The organism is Mesorhizobium sp. WSM4837 (assembly GCF_055811435.1).
Window position 1 is genome coordinate 126,465 of the sequence record NZ_JBVVQE010000006.1, and the last position, 21,726, is coordinate 148,190.

Sequence of the window (21,726 nt, forward strand, 5' to 3'; positions counted from 1 at the left end):
CAGCAGGAGAGTCCCTGAACTGTCACGCTTGGGCCTCGAACGCATGATACGCCTCTTCGAGAATGTCGAAGACCATGTCGGAGCCAATGCGCTCGATCACGCCGGCGCGAACAAGGATATCGCGCGCTTCGGCGTGAAGCTCCGCTACGCCAAGCCTGATCCCGCGATTGCGCAATTCGTCACATAGCTCCTCCAGCATTGCCGCTGCCGAGCTGTCGATCTGGGAAATTGCACTTGCATCAATCAGCAGCCAGCGTGTGTCTGCCGGCAATTCCTCGGCAATGGACCGCAGCCGCGATGCGACGTAGTCGGTGTTGAAGAACAGCAGGCTGCCTTGAATGAGGCATACGGCGAGGCCGGGTACCTGACGGGCCTCGGGCGTTCGATGCAGTTTGTAGAAACCGTCATGGCCTGGAACACGGCCGAGCATAGCGTCGCGGGGAAACATCAGCTTGCGCAAAACATAGACCAGCGTCGCGCCGATCGCGATGACAACCCCGTTAAGGACGCCCAGACCGATCGGACCCCACATCGCAATGAGGGCGAAGACGAACTCCATGCGGCTGATGCGCCAAATCTGCCTAAGGGCGGCGAGATCTATCAGGCTGATTGCAGTAGCCGCAAGAATCGCCCCGAGCGCAGGGATCGGGATAATCCTTAGGGTCGGACCGAGAAACAGCAGTGTCGCGATCAGGGTCGCGGCAGCCACGATGCTCGTCACCTGCGAGCGTCCGCCAACGGTAAGGTTGACCGCCGTGCGCGAGTCGGAGGCCGTCACCGGGAAGGCGCCGAAAAGGCCCGCCCCTATGTTCGCAGCGCTAAATCCGATGAGTTCGCGGTTCGGATCGACCGGGTAGCCGCCTATTGCCCCAAAGCTGCGGGCCGTAATGATGCCGGCGCCGTAGCTCACGAGGAAGATCGCCGCGGCGCCGAGGGCCAATGTCTGGATCGGAAGGTCAGCGATCGCTGGCAACGACAACGAGGGCAACCCTGTCGGAATATCGCCGACTACGGCGATGCCGCGTCCTTCAAAGTCGAAAACGGCCGAAAGCACTACGGAGAGGACCACGACCAGCACTGGCCCGGGAACCGGAAAACGCATGGCCCGCGCGATCTGCAACAAACCGAACATCCCCAAGGCCAGCAGAAGAGACGGCCAATGTATCGATCCGGCCTTGCGCAGAAGTTCGAGGACCGGTGCGAGCAGGCCTTCCGCCTCGACCTTGACTCCGGTGAAGCGACCGATTTGGCCGATCAGGATCGAAAGCGAGATGCCGATGAAGAACCCCGTCAGGATGGGACGCGACAGGAAGGTTGCAAGAACGCCGAGCCGAAGCACCCACGCCGCCAGGCAAAACAAACCGACGCCAAGCGCGAGGATTGCTGCGATCGCAGTTCGCTCCACTTCGAGCCCGACTGGCACGCTCGCGGTAACGGCGACCAAAACCGCCGCAAGCACCGTCATCGTAGCCGCGTCCGGACCGACTATGAGCTGACGCGAGGGGCCAAAGATCGCGTAGGCAACCAGCGGCGCGATGCTCGCGTAGATGCCGGTCTCAGGCGGCAGGCCCGCTATCGCAGGATAGGCGATGGCACTGGGAAGCCCAACCGCGGCAACTGCAAGCCCGGCAGAGACATCGCTCCGCACCCAGCCCGGTTGATAACCGGAAAGGCTCGTAAGCACGGGAAGGCGCAAGCCCACCGGGTTGAATCCTTAGCTGGCATAGCTATTTTATTAGTTTCAGCTACTCTATAGCCTTGTACCGGGCCTGACAACACTCGGCCAATGAGCGAGATCGAGCTAAAATTTCTCCTCGACGAACTGACGTCGAGCCAACTGGGCGCGCGCGCGAAGGCGTTGAAGCTGGTTACTGGCCGCCCGAAAACCAGGACACTCAGAAGCATCTATCTCGACACCCCTGATCATGCGCTGAAGAAGGCAGGAATTGCGCTCAGACTCCGGCGCGACGGGCGGCGTTGGATACAGACCGTCAAGACCAAGCCAGAGCAGCATGGCGGTCTGTCGCAGGTTGGCGAGGTGGAGAACCCGGCTCCGGGCGGGCGGCTGTTTCTCGAAGCGATTCCGGACGCAGCGGTCCGAGAGGAAGTCGTTCGCCGCGTGAACGGCGCGCCGCTTGAGTTCGTCTGCGAGACCGTGATCAGGCGTTCCGCCAGCGAGTTGTCCCTTGAGGACGGCACGCGTGCGGAACTGGCAATAGACATCGGCGAAATCCACGCCGGGGGGCGCTCGGCCGAGTTGCGTGAACTCGAGATCGAACTCATTGAGGACAGCCTGGGCGGACTGTTCGACATTGCACATCTACTGGTTCCTGAGGGGGGCCTGAGGTTCTCCTGCCTTTCCAAGGCGGCGCGCGGCTATCTGCTCGCGGAACAGGGATGGATCGACCCGCCTCTCGCGCCCCGCAATGCCGAGGACGTTGCACTCGATCGGGCTCAGATCGCCGAGCAGGCGGCACGCGACGTCCTTCGCGAGTGCCTCGATCAGGTCGCCACGAATGTCGTGGTGATCCGGGAGCTGGACGATCCCGAAGGGCCGCACCAGTTGCGGATGGGCCTGCGCCGATTGCGAAGCGCGTTCTCTGTCTGCGCTTCCGTTCTGAAGAGCCCGGAAATGACGCGGCTCAGCATGGAAGCCCGCTGGCTTGGCCAGGAGGTCGGGCGTCTCAGGGATATCGATATGGTGGCGAACAATATCGTACGGCGGGAGGCCGAGGCCCACGCGGATGAACCGGGTCTGCCGCCCCTTGCCGCTGCTCTCTCGAGGCAGGCTGGGGGACTGCGCGATCACCTTCGCAAGGTTCTCCCCGACGCGCGCGTGCAGGCGTTCCTGACGACCTGGCGCGTTTCGTGGAGGCGCGAGGCTGGCTCGTTCCTCAAGATTTTGGCCAGACCGAGCGGCTTGCAGCGCCGGTCGTCGAGTTGGCTGGCAAGGCACTCAGCAAGCGCTGGAAGAAAGTCAGCAAGCACGCACGTGGACTGGAGACTCTCGATGTGGAGCAGCGCCACGAGTTGCGCAAGGAACTAAAGAAGCTGCGCTATGCGGTTGAGTTCTTCTCTCCCTTGTACCCGGCGAAACGTGCTGAACCGTTCCTGAAGCAATTGAAGAAACTTCAGGCAGTCTTCGGCGACCTGAACGACGCGGCGGTCGTCAGAGCCATGTTGACGGGAGCGGAAGCGCCCGGCGCCGGCGATGCGGCCGCGCAACGCGCCATCGGATGGGTGATCGGAGCGAGTCAGGCGCGCGCCGAATTTGGTTGGGCTGGCGCAAAAACCTTGTGGGGAAGCCTCGACGAGACCCGCCCCTTCTGGAAGTGACCGGCCCCGCTGCATGGAGATCGCTGGCCCGGCTGTGGCCTCCGGAAGACGCGGCGATTGTATACTTGACAGACCAAACTTTGGTTGATGGGGTTTCCCCGCAATCCTGCTAATATGCTTGGCGTCGCCAAGTGGAGTTTTGCTGTGGAAGCGGGCGAGATGCAGGCTATTGCCGACACCCTGATGCGGGTCGTGACGCCAGACATGACGCCCAAGCAATTGACCAAGGCGGCAATGAAAGCGCATCCGAACGCGTCAAAGAAGGATATCGCCTGCGCGGCGTTCTTCTCGATTATTGCAACCGCCGATCAGGACCACGGCAAGGTCAAGAACCTGCAGGCGTTCGCAATAGCCGAGCGCGTAGCCGGCGGCTCTTGATCGGGAGCATGGCGCTTGCGTCCAACCAATGCCGACCGAATAGCAATCCGCGAGCAACAGATTGAGCTTTGCCGCGACATGATTGCGTGGGAAGCGTCACACCATTGGGGCGATGCAGTCCAACTCGCGCATTTCTCGACTGATATCATCGAGGAATACAAGCGCCTGATCGCCACGCTGCAGCTAGTCAGCGACGGGTTGCGGAACCTTGAACCAGTTCAGTGACTAATCCACTGGCCGCGTCCCGTGCCATCTTATGAACGCCGCATTCTTCCCGGTAATCTCCACCCGCGTACAGAGCCTGGCCCAGCCTCCGAATTGGTACGTCGCAAAACTCAAAGGGCTTCTGATACCCGACAAATCGAAGCGCCCGCATGGTCTTGCCGTCAGTCGTATGACCCTCCTGTCGTTGACCCTGGGCAGGACCACAAGATACACGCACGCAACACAGAATCCAAAGAACGTCGGCGCGCCGCCCCTCAGTAAGAAGTTGGTGGCGCTCGGGTCCGCATCCGCCCGTCTGGCTGTGTAAGGGTGAAGTGCCGGTCTGAGTCCTTAGTTGGGTGACGGACTTCTGCGCTGAGCCTAAACTTGCCAGATGACACTTTATGCGCGAAACTTGGTTTTCGAAGAGCCACTCATAGAGCAGATGTGGGAATAGCGTGGTTGTCCACACCACCGTCACAACCGGCATCAAAAATAACGGCGAGCAAAGTGGGGTCCAATCAAATGGCATATGTCGCGTCTTGGCGGAATCCTCGCGTGAAGGCGCGTGGTATGGTCATAAGAGCAACTTTCGCCGCCACTGCGTTGTCGCAGTTAGCGGCCATCGCGCATGCCAGCGAGGGATCATTTGATGACTTTCCTTTCTTAGTACATTGCGAGGTTAGCGGCCTGCATCGTGCTTTCTATTTGTCCACAATTGGCCAAGACGGGGTTGCCGTCTATATTTCGCCAGACAGGCAGGCCGGCACCATAACTGTAAGCGGCAAGGCCGATCCGGTGGGCGGAGACGGGTCGGGAAGTTGCGCAGGAAAAACACTTGAGCAACTACGATCGACGGGTCAAGCATATGACTTGCAACACTGATCTTTGAGGAATGTAGTCTTATTCTTTGACCTACTATCTCATTCTTTGACCTACTATCTCAGCTAGGACACCGGCTGTGGCCGGCTGAATGCCCGGTCTTCGTACGTGCCTTCCTTCGAGCCAAGCCAATGCTGCCTGTCTCGCGCCTGACAGAGTACATGGGATGATCAGCGAAGTTCCATCCGACCGCTCTTCACGGCAGGATCCCCAGTCATATTCACGCCCACCGAGAGGTGGCTCACGACCGAGCGCCAATGGGTGCCTAGTTTTGATTGAAACTCGTCGTATAGTGCTGGATGGCTCCCCGTACGCTGGAGAATAGACGCTCGGGTCCTAGTCGATCGGCGAAGCCAGAGGCCCGGATGTATTCGAGTACGCTGGGGTTCAGCGCCACTATCCAACACGTCATTCCTTGCTCGGTTATGCGGCGTTCACCCTCCATTATCATCTGGAGGGCGGAATACTCGATGTCGAAGACCCGGCTCATGTCGAGCGCGAGGACGCGCGGCTTGTGCTCGACGACCAGGGCCTGGATCTGATCCGCGACCCGTTGGGCATTGGCGAAGAAGAGCCGTCCCTCCGGCCGGAGGATAAGCAGGCCCTCGAATGTCTCATCGTCCGGGTGCTCGGGTGACAACGGACGGACTACGTCGGTGCCCCGCTTGCGGCCGATCACGTAGACATTTGGGTTGGCCGACTGACTGGCCAAGCCAACGAGCGACAGAACGATCGCCACGACGATGCCCTGCAGCGTGCCGAAGGCAAGTACGCCAAGGAAGGCCGCCAGCGCCCATCGAAACTCCATTCGCCGTACCTTGCGGATCGACACGAACTCGGCCGGCTTGATCAGTCCGATCGAGTAGACGATCACGATTGCCGCCAGCACAGCCTGAGGCAACAGGCTGAGCAGCGGGGCGAGGAGCAGCATGGTGGCCGCCGCGGCACAGGCCGTGACGAGAGATGCCTTCTGCGTTTGTCCTCCGACCGCGCGGACCACGGCAGTCTGGGAAGTACCACCGCCCGCCGGCATGGCGCCGAACAACGCACCCGCCAAGTTGGCGGTCCCTGTTGCAAGAAGCTCGCGGTCGGCCTTGATGAGCGGATCGGCGGGGGCGGCGAAGGCTCGCCCGGCGGCGATCGATTCAGTGAAGCTCATCAATGCGATGCCGAGCGCGCCCGGCAAGAGTTGCTGGACGAGGCTGAGAGTCGGTAGGGTGATCGACGGGAGCGACTGTGGGATGAACCCCACAATCGCGACGCCCAGAGAATTCAAACCGACGAACCATGAGAGCCCAATCCCCGCGCTCACCGCTACGAGGGGAGCCGGCGAATGGGGCCAGAGCCGCTCCATCGCCAACAGCGCCAGTATTGCCGCGATGGCGATGGTCAAAGTGAGCAGCGACGTGTTGGGTAAATGGTGCGCCACACTCAGAATGTCGCGGAGAAAGCCTTCCTTCGCAATGTGCACGCCGAGCAGCTTCGGCACCTGATCGAGTACGATCACAAGACCGATACCGGCCTTGAAGCCGGTCAGGACGGGAGACGAAATGAAATTGGCGACGAACCCGAGGCGAAGCACTGAGGCCCCGATCAGCAGGGCTCCGGTCAGCGCGGTGAGCGTCGCAGTTGCCGTGATCAGTTTATCCGGATCACCGTCCGGAACTGCGAGCCCGAGCTGTGTCCCAGCGAGGATCGCAAGGGTGGTCGTAGAGCTTACACTCAGGACGCGCGATGTGCCAAGCAACGCGTAGACGATCATCGGCACGAAGGCCGTGTAAAGTCCGACACTCACCGGCAGGCCCGCAACCGTCGCGTAGGCCATCGCCTTTGGCAGGACGACGGCTGCGGCCGTCAGGCCTGCGACCACGTCGAGGCGTTGGATTGCAACAATCGAGGGCTTTTTCACGCCGCTTTGCCAGCGCTCAACAATCGAGCGACCTTGCCGATGTCAGTTATGGTTCTCAACCTAGTCTAGCTAGGGTGTAACTCCTCGGCAAGGAAGGTACTTAACTGTATCCTACTCCAGGAATTTTCGGTTCAGTCTGGCGACGCAGCGATGGTAGGTTCCGATGATCTCGCGCATGTCCTCCGGATCTAGGCTGCCTGCGAGTGCCGTCGAGCCGACGACGTCAACGAACATGACCGTTAGCTGCCGCCGCTCAGCCTCTGGAAGCGGCGGGGCTGTCCCTGAGATCGCCGCCAGGGATCGCGTGGTCGAGGTGGCCGCTGTATCCGAATTCGCGCGCAGGGCGGCGATAGCGGCGAGCACGAGATCGTCGGCCGTGAGCTGGGGAAGCGTTTCAGCTTCAATGTCGTTGTCGCGAAAAGCCTGCTCGTATTGCTGCAGGCCGAGGCTCCGTAGCCATTTCGCGATATCCACGCCCCTTCTCCTTTTCGGCTGCGGGGGCTGCCCTGTTCTCCCAACTATCCCAAATCGATGGAGTAGGCGGAATCTCTTTGGAAGAGGCCGCTGAAACGGAGATATCGGCGTGGAACGGGTGGCCTGACGACGAGCATCGCGCTTCTCGAAAGGATGCCTGCTCTGAGGTCAGGACTTGCCCATGCTCTTGCCTCGGGGAAGGTCAGCTTCGGAGAAGCGCTGGCAATGTCAAGAAATGGCGCGTCCTTCCTTTCCGCAGACCGGAAGAATTGACCCTTGGACTAAGCCGCTCGCGCGGCAATGGCGCCCGTGGTGAGGGTGCAGCAATGATCTGAACGGTTCCGTTGCAAAATTGTCGTCTGGCAATAGAAACTCTGAGAACGACCCCAGCCTCACGCGACGGCGATGATTTCGAATTGCTCGGCGATAGCGGATTTGGATTGAAGGCGTACCTCGCCTGTCGTTTTCGCATCATGTGGATCATCTCGATCCCGCCCAGCGTGGCGATAGCGCTTGCCAAGTTTGAAACCGAGCATAGGCCGCACACGACAGTTGATGCGCCGGTGGTCCTGCTCGATGCGGTTGTTGAGGTACTGGCTCTTTCGGATGCGGATCGGCTTGAGCTGCCGCCGCGACCGATCCCGCAGCCGGCTTTCCGCGTCACAGGAAAGGGATCGCCTCGCGATTCGTCTGGCTGCCGTCGATGACGATGCGCTCGGGGTGGCCATGACGCTGCAACGCCTTGCGCAGGAAGCGTTTGGCCGCCGGCAGATCACGATGCTCGCTGAACCAGAGCTCGACGGTGTCGCCGACGCTGTCGATGGCGCGATAAAGATACATCCAGCGGCCGCGAACCTTGATATAGGTTTCGTCGATATGCCACCTTCCGCTGACGGCACACTTGCGCCGATTGAAGCCTTTCAGCAGCAAGGGCGAGAAGTGAACGACCCAGCGGTGGATCGTCGAATGATCGATACTGATGCCGCGCTCGGCCATCATTTCCTTCAATTCGCGAAGGCTCAAGCCGTAGGCCAGATACCAGCGAACGCAAACAGAATGACGGACTAGTCGAAATGGCGGCCCTTGAACATCTGAACTCTCCGGCGAAACACCAGAGGCCATGCCATGCGCCTGGTACCGAAAGCTTTGCAACACAGCCCAATTTTGCAACGGAACCCGACAGAATGCCTCTCCCAACCATCAACCGACAGTTAAACTGGCTAGGTGTGTCTTTCCTGCACTAGCTGCGGTGTAGTCCCCCGTTAGTTTGCGTGTTGTAGCTTGAACCGATTCGCCCGAGGGGAATATGTGATGAGCAGGATTCTAATCGCAGTGGTCGCGGCGCTCGCCGTCGCCAGCCTAAGCGGCTGCGCAAATATGGACATCGGCAAAGGGAAGGGGAAGGCTCCGCCGCCTGTCGTCGTCGAAGAGCCTGCACCGGCGCCCGTGTACAAGTAAACCGGCCTAGGTCGGGATGGGGAAGGGCCGCTGGTCTTTCCCCATCAGCCAGCAATCCGGATCGGGCGACTCTTCGGCTCGGTCGTGAGGTCACCAGTGGCGGGCAGGGCTCGCTTTTGATCTGCGCTCCTCGGAGTTCGGGAACGAAATGACGCTTGTAAGTGGCCGTTCACTGTCCGTGGCCCTGCTCGCGCTCGCGGCGGCATCATGCCAATCGCAATCGCAGGATAAACCTCAACTGAATTTCACGTCCGATGAACGGACCCTAGCGGCTGCCGGGGCGCCGACGAGCATGGTGAATTCAGCAGAGGGCCGGTACTTCATCGAGTTCCGCTCCCGCTACGCCTATACATACGGGCACTCCTTCGTGATTTTCGGGCGCATGGACAAATCGGGAAAGATGATCAATGCCGAAGTCGCCGGGCTCGCGCCGAAATCCAACGATCCCAATATCTATATGCTCGGCCATCTCGCGCCGGTGCCGGCCTCGACCGGATGGACCGACGGCGATCTGGAAATCGCCTACCGGTCGGCGAGCTGGACAGTTCCGCTTACCGAACCTGAATACAGGAGGGTCGTGGCATATATACGCAAGCTGCAGGCCAAGTCGCCGCTCTGGCACGCGTCGCTCTACAATTGCAACGCCTTCGTGGCCGACATCGCAAGCTTCATGGGCTACAAGACGCCAGGTATCTGGCTTATGCCGCGTGATTTCATCACAAAGCTTCGACAGATGAATGGCGGGCCGAATGCGATCGGCTATACCGGCCCGCCGGGGGTTGAATCCGGAAATGCCGCCGCCGCAACGGCCCCCCGTTAGCAGATCGAGAATGTCGAGGCGGCCGCGGCTCCTCAAGACGTCCATACCGCCGTAAGGGCGCCGGTGAGCTAGATTGAGCATGGAAGCGAGTTCAGTCGGCGAGATCGTATGGGTGTTCGGGATCGTCGACTGGTATGTGATTCGATATCCTTTCGAGCACCGGGCCAAGCGCGTGCTGCTCTTCGGCCTGGCGATTCTGCCCGGCTTCTATGTCGCGACCGGAATCCCCGAGTCAGCCGACTTTACGGCGAGATGATGGGCGGTCGCGCTCGGGGCTATCATCTTCGCCCTGGCCGCGCGCGGCATGGGCTCCCGGACTTTAATGGCGCATCATTGCCATCCGAATCAAAGGATGCGCTATGGGACAGGTTCTACACCGCCGCGCCACCATGCTGAAGCGGAGCCACTCGTTCGCCTCTGCCCAAAGCACGGGAACTCGGCAAGCGGAATTAGACTCCAAACGGAAATCGCTTGCTGTAAGGTGCGATTGCTCAAGTGTTGTCATGTGCCGGTTGTCCTGCCATGAACGGTCCCGATCCCGTTAGACCCGTGCTCGACCCCATCGACCGTCTGTCGGAGGTAATTTTCGGACTATTGATGGCGCTTTCCTTCACAGGCACCATGAGCGTCGCGGTTGGCGAAGGCGACAAGGTGGGGACCGTGCTGATGGCTGCCCTGGGCTGCAACCTCGCTTGGGGAATTGTCGACGGCGTCATGTTTGCCTTGACGACAGCTGTGGAGCGGGTGAAGCGCCTAAATTTCTTTGAGGCCATCCGCGTGATGCCCCTGGCAGAGGCGCGGCGCGTCTTCCTCTCCGAGTTGCCGAAGGACGTCCGCCTGGTCACATCCGAGGCCGACGCCGAAAGTATCGTCACGCGCATCAGATCTCTTCCAGCATCCGACAATCGGCGCATTGTGAACATTCGGGATGTCAGAGCTGCAGTTTCAATCTGCTTGCTGGTCATCCTATCGACGCTTCCACCCAGCATGCCGTTCCTGTTCATCGACGATCTGCCGACGGCGATGCGCGGGTCGAACGCGGTAGCCGTCGCCATGCTGTTTTTGATCGGCGCACGGCTCGGCAAATATATGGGCAGAAGCCCCTGGCCGATGGCTCTGGCCATGGCGGCAATCGGTAGCGTCTTGGTAGTTACGACTATAGCGCTTGGAGGGTGAACTGCCGGGCGTGCGCATTGAGTCCACCCTACTAGCCGATTTGGCTCGCGGCGCTGCCGCCTAGCTTAAAAGCAGCAACGCCTGCCGGCTTCATCGCGTTTCCCCAGGAGGTTCTCTATCATCGCCATCCGCCATCCACGCATTGAGCAGCGTGTAGGCGACCGCGAGCACCGTAGGGCCAATAAAAATGCCCAGTATGCCAAACGCTACCAGGCCGCCGATGACCCCGGCCAGGATAAGCAGCATAGGCAAGTCGGCGCCTCTGCGGATGAGAACAGGGCGAATAAATTGATCCATCGTCGCGGCGACGATGGTAAAGGCCAGCAACACCGTCGCCCAAAGCGTGTCGCCCGAATAATACATCCAGATCACTGCCGGAGCCATTACCAGGACCGGACCGAGCTGGATCAGACACAAAATGAAGATCAATGCCATGAGCACGGCTGCATAGGGCACGCCGGCTACGGCCAGCCCGATACCCGCTACAGCGCTTTGCGCAACGGCGGTAACCACTACGCCTAAGGCCACACTTCGGATCGCCTGGCCGGCCAGCTTTACCGCGGTCTCTCCACGAACGCCGCCCAGCCGGCGACCGAAGAGAATTGCGGTGGCGGCGGCCCGTTCACCGCCCGAATACATGATCGCGGCAATCGCGGTCGTCAGCAGGAAATGTATGAACATGCCACCCAAATTTCCGGTGGCTGACGCGAACCAGTAGGTCAGCGTTCCGGCATAAGGGGTCAGTCTTTGGACCAGTTCCTGAGCGCCCGCCGAGTTCAGTTTCTGCCATGCTTCGGCAGCGCGTGCTCCAACCAGGGGCACTCCCTCCAGCCAGCTGGGTGGCGGTGGCAGTCGCATCGACAGGATAGTCCGGACCAGGTCGCCAACCTTGTCGATGTTCGCGATGACCGTGCTGAGCGCCAGCCAGAAGGGCACGATCACAAGCAGCAGCAAGGTCAGCGTCATGATCAGGACGGCAAGGCCGCGGCGGTTGCCGGTATGGCGCTGCAACCAGAGCATGAGCGGCCAGGTGGCAAGCACCAACGTCGTGGCCCATACGATCGCCGGCAGAAACGGCTGCATCACCCAGATGCTGGCGATGAGAAGACTGCCGATGAACAGCACCGCCAGCGTCACGCGGGTGAGATCCTGACGAGGATGGACGAGGGGACGCGAACCGTCCGAATCCATTATCTGCCCTCCCAACGCCGCTCGCCTATCTTTCTCACGTCATGTTCTCCAAGTCCGCTCCTGGCGCGCCCAAACCTGCGGTCAGCCCATCCTTGGTGTTCACCTATGGTATTCGCCCTGACGGAACCACGGCCCGCCTACCTGCCTAGATTTGCGGTGGCAGAAGGTAGATCGTCATGGCGAAGATCAGATAGACCATCAGCAGCAGCACTCCGACGAACCATGCGGAACGTCCGCTATTGGTCATCAGAAATGCCGTGATCGTCGCGATAAGCACCATGACGACCGCGCCCGGCCAGAACAGCAGGTCCATCGGAGCGGGGCCGATAACATAGCTGAGGAGCACCATCATCGGGGCGACGAAAAGCGCGATCTGTGATGCGGCCCCAAGCGCGATGCCCACGCTCAGGTCCAGCCGGTCCCTTCGCGCGCCGGCAAACGCCGCCGCCATCTCGGCAGCACCGCCTACCAACGCAACGACGATGAAACCCACGAAGGCCGGCGTCATGCCGAACGCCACCGCAGCCTCCTGCACCGACTCGACGAACACTTCGCTTACCAGAGCAACAAGCACTGTCACCGCTGCCAACGTTCCGAGAGCCAGGCCCATCGGCCACGCTTCGCCTTCTTCCGCATGGGCTGTTCCGCTGAAAAGTTCTCGATGGGTCTTCAGTGAGAAGATCAGGCCCATCGCGTAGCCGCTGATGAGCAGCACCGACAATCCAACGCTCAACTGCTGGGTGAACGCGGACGTGGCAACGGAATCGACTTGCGCCACCATGGACGGGGTCACCATCGCGATCGTAGCGAGGAACAGCAGGCTGGTTTGCAGCCTGGCGCTGACCCTGTTGTACTCCTGCACATGATACTTGATACCGCCTAGCAGGAACGAGGCGCCCAACATGAACAGAGTATTGGCGACGATTGCTCCGGCGATAGAAGCCTTCACCAACGTGTACTGGCCGGCTTGCAGCGCAGCCAGGGCAATGACCAGTTCCGTCAGGTTTCCCAACGTGGCATTCAGCAGCCCGCCGACCGTATCGCCCGTCTTGGACGCGACCGACTCGGTAGCCGCGCTCAGCAAGGTGGCCAGCGGTACAATCGCCAGCACAGAGAGCACAAAGAGCAGCGTGTGCGCTTCCGGCTCCAATTGCTGGACGACGAATACCACCGGAACAAACGCCAAAAGCCAGAGAACGACGTTGCTACGGATCTCTTTGATCAAGGGGCCCATTTCCAGCCTCATTCAGGAGATTGCGCTCAGCCGCCCTCAGCGCCTGCACGGCGACCGCCGCAACGAGGCCTGTCATCACTATGCCGGCAAAACCGATTGCTATCGCCAGTAACCGCGTCAGAAGGTGCTGCGGCGAGAAATCGCCGTAGCCGATCGTAAGACCCGTTACGAAGGTGAAGTACAGAGCTTCGTCGACGCGCCAATTTTCGATACGCCCGATGATCAGCCCGCATCCCGCCATGGCGAGAAGGATGCCGGAGAAGATCGGCCAGACCACGCGAAGCTGCTGCACGAGCGCATAAAAGAAGCCGCGTCTCAACTGCCGCGATCGGGGCTTGCCGGGTAATCCTACTGCCACCGAAGTCCCTTTCTCAGGTCGGATTTCAGTTCGCCATCACGCCCACGATCACCGTCCCCCAGGTTGTGAGCAGGATGTGGCCGATCGGAACCGCCGGCGTATAGCCAAGGACGGCAACCGGACTGCCCGAGCGGTCCTGCACCGCCGCCATGCCGGCGGCCATGGTCTGCGCCCCAGCCAGTCCTCCCAGGAGCAGTATGGGGTTCATACGGGGCAGGTCGTGCCCGAGGTACAGTCCCGGTCCCACCGAAGAGAGGGAAGCGCATACGCAGATGCCCGACGACCAGTCCTGCCAGCAGCGCCCTCAGCGACGGAGAAATCGTGATCCCAAGCTGCCTAACGATGACGGCTGCAATGGGGTCGCTGTCACCGCTCCTAAGCCGAGATCTTCATCCATAAAGGGGCAGAAATAATAGCAAATGGCTAGAGACATGAAGGTCGCGATTTCAGGACAGCTGCGAAGCTGTGCTCACGAACCCATTCAACCATGATACCCTCCTGTTGCAGGTTCAATACTAAAAGACGCGGCCAGAAGTTCTCCGATTGCTTCCGCCGCTAAGGTAAATTGTATGATAATTATCTATGAAACCGCTGATTGCAATGTCAGTTAATTTGAAGTCGTACAATACACCCTTGCGTGCCTTATTTCAAGGTGTTATCATGGAACATCGCTATGCTATTGAAGTCTCGATTTTTTGACGTAGACTACTGCTATGGTTACATTTTAACAGCAGACGTGAGCGAGCGCTGAGGGACGATAATTCAAAGCTTATTTTAATTATGGTTTGTCTAAGAACTGCGCGAGAAAGTAGTTTGACAATAGAGAGTTGAGGGCCATTGAAGGGATGTTCCTGTGGCGCATCAATTTTCCAGTGAGTTTGGCTCTGTTCCGAGCTTGAAGGGACGGCTCACCCCGTGTGACCGGTTAAACCATACCGATGCCGCGCAAACGGTTTCCAGTGCAAGCCATATTCGCGTCTCCAACAGCGGTGGCGCGGGCGGAATGCTGGACAGATGCAGATCGGACGCGCAAGGACCGCCTCTGGATGTTCAGCCCAACGCGAATTTTGCGGCTTACTATCGGAACCCCTCGATTTCGAATTCTGGCTGCGCAAATACCAAGGCGAGGAAATGGTTACGTGGCTGGAGAAGAACGTTCACCCACTGGACCTGGTCTATCGCCTGGCGAAGGACCACTCGATCGTGCTGCTCAATGGCGGGGGTTTCGATGCTCCCAACTGGAGCGTGCGTGTCTCCATCGTCAATCTCCAGAACGATATCCATGACGACATAGGTCGCGCCGTCCGCGCGGTTGGGCGGAGCTACGTCGACCCTTTCGACGCCGCGCAAAAGAAATAGCTTGGCGATCGCAACTGTAGGAGCAGCCAGATGACCCATTGGTCCAGGTTCGGCCTCGTTTCAGTCGGCCTTGCGGCCCTTCTGCTTCTTTCCGCGCCGTTCGGTGCGCCTGCCTACGGCCAGACCCCCACTCCGACTCCGCGGCCGGCGGCCGACAGCGAACCGGCCGCCGTCACTGAGGAGCCTGCTCCTCTCACGCTCGACGAACTGAAGGTCCTGACCGCGCCGATCGCGCTTTATCCCGACGATGTCGTCGCGCTCACCATCGCGGCTTCGCTCTATCCGCTACAGATCGTGCAGGCGGCCCGCTTTCTCGACGAAAAGGCGAAGTCTCCCGACCTCGAGCCGAGCGACAAATGGGATGGCAGCGTGATCTCGCTGCTCAATTATCCCAAGATCGTGAAGATGATGAACGACGATCTGGAGTGGACCGAACAGTTGGGCAATGCGGCCGCCAACCAGCAGAAGGATTTGCTCGTCGCCATCCAGCAGTTGCGCGACGAGGCGGTCGCCAAGGACTACCTGAAGACGACGGAGCAGGTGCAGGTTGTCAACGAAGGCGACAATGTCGTGATCAGGTCTGCCGATCCGCAGACCGTCTATATCCCGACCTATCCCCCCGAAATGCTGTATGAGCCCGACTATGTCATAGCGGGCGACCCGATCGCCTACGACCCGTACCCCTCCTATTACTATCCGACAGCGCCCTACTGGGCCGCGCTTGCTACCGGTGCGATGTGGGCCGCAGTGGTCGACTGGGACGACTGGGGAACCTGGGGCGGCGACGTGGATCTCGACGTCGATATCGGCGACAACATCGATATCGATTTCGACAATATCGACATCGACAATATCGACATCGACAGGCTGAAGGACCTCGACCTCAAGAACATCGACCGCGACAAGATCAATCTCAAGAACGCGAACATCGACCGCGACAAGCTCAAGCAGAACCTGAAGAGCAAGGACTTCAACAACATTGCCAGCAAGGCCAAGGACCGCCGGGAGTCGGGCAAGGGCAAGCAGGCGCGGGCGCATGACCTCAAGGGGAAGGATGTCCGCAAGAATGTCGCCGAAGGTTTGAAGGACCGGCCGGAGGCCAAGCTGCCGAAGTCGGGGACCAAGCGGCCCGATGCAAAACGCGTCTCGGACCAGCACAGGAAGGCGAAACCGGCGGCCAACAAACCTGCGGCCAAGAAAGTCGCTCAGAAGAAGTCCTCCAGGAAAAAGCCGGCTGCGCGCGCCGACAATCGTCCGCGCAAGCCGTCGGCGATGGGGAATCCGCGACCTGGCAGGGTTGCGACCAACCATTCGAACCGCGGTGCCTATAGCCGGGGTGGCGGCCATCGCCAGGTGCAGAGCAGAGGTGGAAGAGGAGGGGGCGGAGGCGGACGAGGCGGAGGCGGACGAGGCGGAGGACGCCGGTAGCAACTGCCGTATCGTGTGCGACATCCGGCTTATTTCAGGAACATGATCATGATCCGATACCTCATTACCGCAACTCTCGCACTTTCGCTCGGCGTTCCCGCACTTTCGGCCGGCGGCGCCCAGGAAGCACAGACCAGCACCACGCAGGATTTCGATGCCTTCATCGGCGAGACGCCCACGCCGTTCGCAACAGTCGACGAACTCGTCGAGGCGTTCCGCAAAGCGCTGGAGGAAGATGACAAGGAGGCCGTCGCCTCGCTTCTCGGACTGTCGCCCAGCGAAGTGCTGAAGTCGAAGGAAGTGGAGGCGAGCTTTCCGGAAATCCGCGAAGAGGCGGCGAAGGGCATCGCCGTCAAGGAACTGGCACCCGACCGCCGCTCGCTTCTTCTTGGTAACCAGGTATGGCCGTTTCCATTCCCTGTCGTGCAGACAGAGGGCAAATGGGCGTTCGATACCATCGCCGGGCTGGAAGAAGTCATCAACCGCAGGATCGGCGAGAACGAGCTGACCACCGTCGCCAACCTGCGCGCCTATGTCGACGCCCAGGAGGATTACAAGGAAACCGACTGGGATGAGGATGGCGTCGGCGAATATGCTCAGAAGCTGATCAGTACGCCCGGGACATATGACGGGCTCTATTGGGAACCCGGCGACGGCGTGCCGGAAAGCCCGTTCGGTTCGCTGATCAGCCAGGCCGAGTTGGCGACGGCCGCCGAGGACGGCTATTTCGGATACCGCTACCGCATATTGAACGGTCAAGGCGCTAACGTCGCCGGCGGCCAGTACGACTACGTCATCAACGGCAACATGATCGCCGGCTTTGGGCTGATCGCGATGCCTGCCGAATACGACCGCACAGGCATCATGACCTTCGTCGTAAACCAGTACGGCACAGTCTACGAAAAGGATCTCGGGCCCGATACGGCGGCGCTCGCCGAAAAGATCACGGCGTTCAATCCCGATGACGGTTGGGCCGTGGTCAACGATCCGGGCGAGTGAGCGGACCCATGCACATTCCGGATGCGTGCTTTGGGACTAGACGGCTGTCGCGTACCTGCATTCAGAGGGAGGCCCCTAGTGAAAACGATAGCCCTGCTTCCTGTTATCACCTATCCCGAACCCAACCCTGAAATGGTAGTGCCCAGGGCGGTCGCGATGGCGGCGGCCCTCGGCGCGCAACTGCATGCGTTGGCCATCAACGTAGAGATCCGAAACATCTCGAATGCGCTGTCGCGGAGGCTGGTCGACGTCCCCAAAATGACGCGGGAGGCCGAAGCGCTGTGCCGGGATCGCGGCGAAGCGTTTCTAGCAAAGGTTGTGCTGGAAGCGAAACGGGCAGGCGTGGACTCAACCACAGACGCGGTCACGTCGAACGCTCCCTTGCTGAATGACACCGCTGCAATTCACGCGCGTTACTATGATCTCGTTCTCTGCGCCTGGGAGGAGAACAACCCCACGAGCAGGACGACCGCGCAGGCCATTATCTTCGGGTCGGGAAGGCCGACGATCCTTCTGCCAGAGGTCGAGCCTGTCACGAAGCTGCACAGCGTTGCTATTGCCTGGGACGGCAGCCGTGTTGCGGCTCGCGCTGTGGCGGATGCACATCAGGTGTTGCGCCGCGCTTCCAAGATTACGGTGCTCACCGTGACGGGCGAGAAGTCCCTGCAGGAGACGGACGCCGCCCAACGCTTGACTCAAGGGCTGAACCTACGCGGGCTGTCAGCCGAGGCCATGCCATTCGTATCCGAGGATTGCCCGGTCGAGGTGTCGCTTCAGGAGCGAGCGATCGAAATCGGCGCCGACCTGATGATCATGGGAGCGTTCGGTCACACCAGACTGAGGGATTTCGTGCTCGGTGGGGCTACGAAAGGCATCCTGTTGGACGTCCGGCTGCCGATAATGCTTTCGCATTGATCGTGTCGGTGACGAGTGGCGAAGCGTCATCGAGCTTATTCGGAACCGGGTGGTCAAGGAACGGCAATCAATGGTGTATATTTGGCCTAGGAAGGATATTCGCATGAAGGCTCGTTGGCTATTTACAGGAACAGTTTTCGCTGTCATTGCGCAATCGTCGCTTGCCTGCATGTATAGCCCTGAAGCACATGCCCAAGAGGGATCGTTCGAGGACTTTCCTTTCTTGGTGCGTTGTGAATTAAGCGGCATCGTTCGTGGTTACTACTTGTCCAAAATTGGTCCAGACGGGGTTGCCGTTTATATAACCCCAGACAATCAGGCCGGCACAATCACCATGCGAGGCAAGGCCGAGCCAGTTGGCGGAGATTGGTCCGGAAGTTGCGCCGGAAAAACACTTGAGCAACTAAGGTCGGCAGGCCAAGCGTATGACTTGCCGCATTGATCCCTTGAGACGTCGTTGTTGCTCCGCGTTATGTCGGTTCAAATCCCGTTCCATTTAAGCACGAACGGCCATAGCGAGCTTAAGATCGCACTTTGGTGCAAATTTCCTTTGGCCGCATGTTCGACGGCGCGTCGGTTCCTCAATGCCCGCCCGAAAAGACGAGTGTTTGCACCGGAAGAAGGAGCGCCTGGAATCTCAATATGATCGCATGCACCAGCCCGACCGTATCTATGACGTGCAGGAACAGCCAGTGCGCTGTGCCCAAATCTTCCTCGGCAAGTCGGTCGTGATTGTTGGTGTAGGCGTTGGCGATGCAACTGCTGCCTGGAGGCACGCCATCGAACCCTCCCGCGAACAGCGGCTCCAGAAAGACGGTGATCGTTCCGGGCCGGACCACCTGTTGGGCGTCGATCAACTGATCCGACGCCCGAACCTGACCGGTCGCGATGAGATCCTGAACCTCGGTGACCACCATCGGAATGATCGTCAGAGGCATCGAAATACAAGTCGCTTCGGCAACCATGCCGACCTTCATGACCTGGGCTTCGAGCTGGCTGAAGCCCCCTATAAGAGCCTTCCTTCCGGCTTCCGCCGGTATGAGAACGCCGGCGGGCCGCATAATGGGATTTACGATGTCTCCCTTGCGCAGGGTGAATTGCTCCAAAGTGCCGGCGACCCCGGCGTAGACGACGGTCTTGTCCAGTTCGACCTGGGCCTGGGCAAGCGCCGCCTCGGCGCTTTTCTTCTGCGCCGGCAGCACGGACGAAATCTGTGATTCGACGGACTGCTTGCTTGCCATGACCGCGGAAATGGCGGCCTGCCGCCCTTCCACGATGTTGGCGAGCTTTTCGATCTCGCGCTGCGCGACCGTGCTGGCGTTTCGCCGTTGAAGTTCGGTCTTGGTTTCGAGTTCGTCCAAGGCCTGCTTGTACGAGCTTTGCGCTTCCTGAATGCGGGCGTCGGCCCCTACCAGCTCGGTTTTTGCCAATTCGAGCGCCGCGTCTATCTCCGATATCCGCCGTCGCGCGGTCTCGAGCGCCGCTTCCTGCTCCGAGCTGTCAAGCCTGAAGATGCGCTGGCCAGCCTCGACCTTGTCCCTTATGCCCACATAGACTTCCTCGACGCGGCCGGAGCCTTCGGGGAGGATGGGAATGGTGCGAAAGAACGAAATCGCACTCGACGTCGACGGATGATAGTAGAGAATGAGCGTCAGCAGAATCACTGTCAGAGCTATGCACGCCGTTATTCCGTATCGCAGCTCATACCATACAGAATAGAGCGTGATCTCGTGACCAATCCTCTTTCCCTGTACGAAGCGGCGGACGAGAAAATCGGGCAGGACGGTCACGACCGAACAAAGCAGAACTTCGATCATCGTTCATGACCTCCCACTGACACCGGCTGGCGCTGATGGCGGTCGGACGGCTCCGGCGCATGCGTCTTGGCGATTTCGTCGCGGGGGTCGCTTCGGGCTTTCTCCAAGGGGGTCGGAGGAGGTACGGCCTCCACTTTGACCGGCGTATAGTTGGCAACCACCTCGGGAGCCGGCTCAGACGGCGCCTCCGCGGCGGGGGATCGAAACCGCCCCGTCGCCATCCTGGCGAGCGAGTCGGCCATGCTGGCCAGGGGCGTCCAGAAGTCGGGCACGGGGACGAGCGCCAGAAACAGCGCGGCAATCCAGAACGCATGGATGTGGGTGAACAACGCCAGCAGCGACAGCACCGCCACAAGCTGGAACTGGATCTGACTGCCGCCGTGGGACATGCGCTCCGGCAAGGAATGGAGCCAGAAGTACAAACTTCCAATCCCCATCACGGCCAGCACAAGGAAGATGACCGACCCCGTGAACAACACATCGGTCTCGCCGGGGGCCGTTATGAAAGGCGGAAGATGATGCGGCGCCGCCGAATGCATTGCCTCGGACATGCCTGCCACTCCCCAATTTCGCTCGTGCGAGGACGCCCGAGCACTAGGCGCAGCAACGCGCCCAAACTTAAGGATACTCCGTCCGCATCCGAAAGCAACTGAAGAGGCCAGCAGTCTCGGAGCCGCCGCCCTACGCAGGACAGCCATCTCGTTGCTATAGCAATGCCAAGGCGACCGCCAGAAGGCTAACGACCAAGGCGGCGAGGCTTGGGACAAGCACGGCGGCTCCCGAGTAGAAAGCCAACGCCGCCACCCAGTCGTACGGCCTGTCACCAGCTTGAGACATTGTCAAACCCTTCCGTCCGTTCTGCTCCTTGAGAAAACGCCGTCGGCGGTCGGCGCCTTCCCGCCCTTGGGGCGAGCCTCATGAGCGGCCGCCTCGCTTTTCCATCCATACTGACGAAGGGGAACGTCCGCGGCGTCTGAAACCAGCACCCTTTCGGCGGCTCCGTCGAGATCTTCATATTGGCCGCTGCGCATCGACCACAGGAACGCCGCGAGACCCGCGACGCCCATGCCCAAGGCAATTGGAACAAGCCAGACGAGATAGTTCATGCCGCCTCCGCCAAGTCGAGCCTGCGAAGAGCCGGAGATCCTGCGGGCGGAGGCTTTCCCGGAAGGCGCAATGCGTTGCCGACCACGAGAATCGATGACGTCGACATGGCGACAGCGGCCATAAGCGGCGTAACATGGCCCATCACAGCGAGGGGCACGACCAGAACGTTGTAGGCGATGGCAAGGGCGAGGTTCTGCCGCACCAGCCGGGATGCGTTCCGGGCGACTCTTATGGCATGGGGTACGGCCTCCAGGCTCGTGCCCAGGAAGACAAGGTCGGCAGCATTCCGCCCGATGTCTGCCGCCGACGAGGGCGCCATTGAGACATGCGCGGTGGCGAGCGCGGGGGCATCGTTCAGCCCGTCTCCAACCATAAGGATGCGGCGGCCGGACCGCGCCAGCTCCTCCAGACGCTCGACCTTGTCCTCGGGAAGCGCACCGTGGCGGATTTCCGAGATTCCCAACGCAGCCGCCACCCTGCAAGCCTCCTCCACTCGATCGCCGGACAGCACCTCTGTCGCCAACCCGAGGTCAGCTAGGGTCAGGACTCATTGATCCAGAAGATGAATGTGGCGGCGAAAGCGATAGCGGACAGGAAGGTGTGAGCGCAGCGGTCGTATCGGGTATGGATTCGTCGCCAGTCCTTGAGGCGGGCGAAGGTGTTCTCGATCTTGTGGCGTTG

General features: G+C 60.3%; 23 protein-coding genes and 3 pseudogenes. 13 read left to right on the plus strand and 13 right to left on the minus strand.

The genetic code is table 11. The features are described from left to right. Positions 1–22: 22 nt before the first annotated feature. On the minus strand, positions 23–1,702 hold the full coding sequence (locus AC0L3D_RS05490) for a SulP family inorganic anion transporter (RefSeq protein ID WP_023799932.1): 1,680 nt from the start codon (positions 1,700–1,702) through the stop codon (positions 23–25). Positions 1,703–1,786: 84 nt separating this feature from the next. Here AC0L3D_RS05490 and AC0L3D_RS05495 point away from each other — a divergent pair. The 4 genes and pseudogenes from AC0L3D_RS05495 to AC0L3D_RS05510 all read left to right on the plus strand — a co-directional run. Further along, a pseudogene (locus AC0L3D_RS05495) lies at positions 1,787–2,782 on the plus strand (CYTH and CHAD domain-containing protein); the annotation flags it as partial. 86 nt (positions 2,783–2,868) lie between these two features. Next, positions 2,869–3,336: a CHAD domain-containing protein gene (locus tag AC0L3D_RS05500; RefSeq protein WP_245277693.1), complete on the plus strand. Its 468-nt coding sequence runs from the start codon at positions 2,869–2,871 to the stop codon at positions 3,334–3,336. Positions 3,337–3,480: 144 nt separating this feature from the next. After that, positions 3,481–3,714 (plus strand): hypothetical protein, encoded by a 234-nt coding sequence (locus AC0L3D_RS05505; protein ID WP_128169742.1) that lies wholly within the window; start codon positions 3,481–3,483, stop codon positions 3,712–3,714. Positions 3,715–3,729: 15 nt separating this feature from the next. Next, positions 3,730–3,939, plus strand: coding sequence for a hypothetical protein (locus AC0L3D_RS05510; protein WP_023799928.1), 210 nt, complete (start codon positions 3,730–3,732; stop codon positions 3,937–3,939). Positions 3,940–5,065: 1,126 nt separating this feature from the next. Here AC0L3D_RS05510 and AC0L3D_RS05515 read toward each other — a convergent pair. The 3 genes and pseudogenes from AC0L3D_RS05515 to AC0L3D_RS05525 all read right to left on the minus strand — a co-directional run bounded on the left by AC0L3D_RS05515 (position 5,066) and on the right by AC0L3D_RS05525 (position 8,274). Further along, complete coding sequence (locus AC0L3D_RS05515) at positions 5,066–6,709, minus strand: SulP family inorganic anion transporter (protein ID WP_287260224.1); 1,644 nt, start codon at positions 6,707–6,709, stop codon at positions 5,066–5,068. A gap of 111 nt (positions 6,710–6,820) precedes the next feature. Then, positions 6,821–7,183 (minus strand): hypothetical protein, encoded by a 363-nt coding sequence (locus tag AC0L3D_RS05520; protein ID WP_287230786.1) that lies wholly within the window; start codon positions 7,181–7,183, stop codon positions 6,821–6,823. 392 nt (positions 7,184–7,575) lie between these two features. Beyond that, positions 7,576–8,274: pseudogene (locus AC0L3D_RS05525) on the minus strand (IS6 family transposase). Positions 8,275–8,494: 220 nt separating this feature from the next. Here AC0L3D_RS05525 and AC0L3D_RS05530 point away from each other — a divergent pair. The 4 genes and pseudogenes from AC0L3D_RS05530 to AC0L3D_RS05545 all read left to right on the plus strand — a co-directional run bounded on the left by AC0L3D_RS05530 (position 8,495) and on the right by AC0L3D_RS05545 (position 10,637). After that, complete coding sequence (locus AC0L3D_RS05530; RefSeq protein ID WP_077380058.1) at positions 8,495–8,641, plus strand: ABC transporter; 147 nt, start codon at positions 8,495–8,497, stop codon at positions 8,639–8,641. A 148-nt stretch (positions 8,642–8,789) separates the two neighbouring features. After that, positions 8,790–9,461 carry a hypothetical protein gene (locus AC0L3D_RS05535; protein WP_473643376.1) on the plus strand — a complete coding sequence of 224 codons (672 nt, stop codon included), beginning with the start codon at positions 8,790–8,792 and terminating at the stop codon, positions 9,459–9,461. A gap of 79 nt (positions 9,462–9,540) precedes the next feature. Beyond that, positions 9,541–9,714: pseudogene (locus AC0L3D_RS05540) on the plus strand (protein-S-isoprenylcysteine O-methyltransferase); the annotation flags it as partial. Positions 9,715–9,983: 269 nt separating this feature from the next. Further along, positions 9,984–10,637 (plus strand): VIT1/CCC1 transporter family protein, encoded by a 654-nt coding sequence (locus tag AC0L3D_RS05545; RefSeq protein ID WP_473643378.1) that lies wholly within the window; start codon positions 9,984–9,986, stop codon positions 10,635–10,637. Between the two features lie 90 nt (positions 10,638–10,727). Here the strand turns inward: AC0L3D_RS05545 and ydiK are convergent, their stop codons facing one another. From ydiK to AC0L3D_RS05565, 4 genes are all read right to left on the minus strand, one after another. Continuing rightward, positions 10,728–11,828: an AI-2E family transporter YdiK gene (gene ydiK / locus AC0L3D_RS05550; RefSeq protein ID WP_128169712.1), complete on the minus strand. Its 1,101-nt coding sequence runs from the start codon at positions 11,826–11,828 to the stop codon at positions 10,728–10,730. Positions 11,829–11,973: 145 nt separating this feature from the next. Next, positions 11,974–13,062 carry a calcium/proton exchanger gene (cax, locus tag AC0L3D_RS05555; protein WP_128169713.1) on the minus strand — a complete coding sequence of 363 codons (1,089 nt, stop codon included), beginning with the start codon at positions 13,060–13,062 and terminating at the stop codon, positions 11,974–11,976. Continuing rightward, positions 13,034–13,420: a potassium channel family protein gene (locus tag AC0L3D_RS05560; protein WP_287230782.1), complete on the minus strand. Its 387-nt coding sequence runs from the start codon at positions 13,418–13,420 to the stop codon at positions 13,034–13,036. The genes cax and AC0L3D_RS05560 overlap by 29 nt, the downstream gene beginning before the upstream one ends. Positions 13,421–13,445: 25 nt before the next feature. After that, complete coding sequence (locus AC0L3D_RS05565; protein WP_287246371.1) at positions 13,446–13,628, minus strand: aspartate-alanine antiporter-like transporter; 183 nt, start codon at positions 13,626–13,628, stop codon at positions 13,446–13,448. Positions 13,629–14,551: 923 nt separating this feature from the next. Here AC0L3D_RS05565 and AC0L3D_RS05570 point away from each other — a divergent pair. From AC0L3D_RS05570 to AC0L3D_RS05590, 5 genes are all read left to right on the plus strand, one after another. Then, positions 14,552–14,779, plus strand: a complete 228-nt coding sequence (locus AC0L3D_RS05570; RefSeq protein ID WP_128169714.1) for a hypothetical protein — start codon at positions 14,552–14,554, stop codon at positions 14,777–14,779. Between the two features lie 30 nt (positions 14,780–14,809). Further along, positions 14,810–16,207, plus strand: coding sequence for a DUF3300 domain-containing protein (locus AC0L3D_RS05575; protein ID WP_287230777.1), 1,398 nt, complete (start codon positions 14,810–14,812; stop codon positions 16,205–16,207). A gap of 48 nt (positions 16,208–16,255) precedes the next feature. Then, complete coding sequence (locus AC0L3D_RS05580; protein WP_473643380.1) at positions 16,256–17,206, plus strand: DUF2950 domain-containing protein; 951 nt, start codon at positions 16,256–16,258, stop codon at positions 17,204–17,206. 78 nt (positions 17,207–17,284) lie between these two features. Continuing rightward, a complete protein-coding gene (locus AC0L3D_RS05585; RefSeq protein ID WP_287260228.1) occupies positions 17,285–18,121 on the plus strand; it encodes a universal stress protein in 837 nt (278 codons plus the stop codon). A gap of 103 nt (positions 18,122–18,224) precedes the next feature. Next, the gene (locus AC0L3D_RS05590; RefSeq protein WP_473643382.1) at positions 18,225–18,563 is read left to right on the plus strand and encodes a hypothetical protein; all 339 of its coding nucleotides are present in this window, start codon (positions 18,225–18,227) and stop codon (positions 18,561–18,563) included. Between the two features lie 139 nt (positions 18,564–18,702). Here AC0L3D_RS05590 and AC0L3D_RS05595 read toward each other — a convergent pair whose 3' ends face one another. The 5 genes from AC0L3D_RS05595 to AC0L3D_RS05615 all read right to left on the minus strand — a co-directional run. Further along, entirely contained in the window at positions 18,703–19,938 is a 1,236-nt protein-coding gene (locus AC0L3D_RS05595) for an HlyD family secretion protein (protein ID WP_287344780.1), read from the minus strand. Then, complete coding sequence (locus tag AC0L3D_RS05600; RefSeq protein WP_287344782.1) at positions 19,935–20,489, minus strand: hypothetical protein; 555 nt, start codon at positions 20,487–20,489, stop codon at positions 19,935–19,937. The genes AC0L3D_RS05595 and AC0L3D_RS05600 overlap by 4 nt, the downstream gene beginning before the upstream one ends. A gap of 288 nt (positions 20,490–20,777) precedes the next feature. Further along, complete coding sequence (ccoS, locus tag AC0L3D_RS05605; protein WP_123148495.1) at positions 20,778–21,044, minus strand: cbb3-type cytochrome oxidase assembly protein CcoS; 267 nt, start codon at positions 21,042–21,044, stop codon at positions 20,778–20,780. After that, a complete protein-coding gene (locus AC0L3D_RS05610; RefSeq protein ID WP_473643392.1) occupies positions 21,041–21,589 on the minus strand; it encodes an HAD-IC family P-type ATPase in 549 nt (182 codons plus the stop codon). The genes ccoS and AC0L3D_RS05610 overlap by 4 nt, the downstream gene beginning before the upstream one ends. Next, positions 21,586–21,726, minus strand: a 141-nt coding sequence (locus AC0L3D_RS05615; RefSeq protein WP_473643393.1) for a transposase, incomplete at its 5' end; no start/stop codon positions are given. The genes AC0L3D_RS05615 and AC0L3D_RS05610, both read right to left, overlap by 4 nt.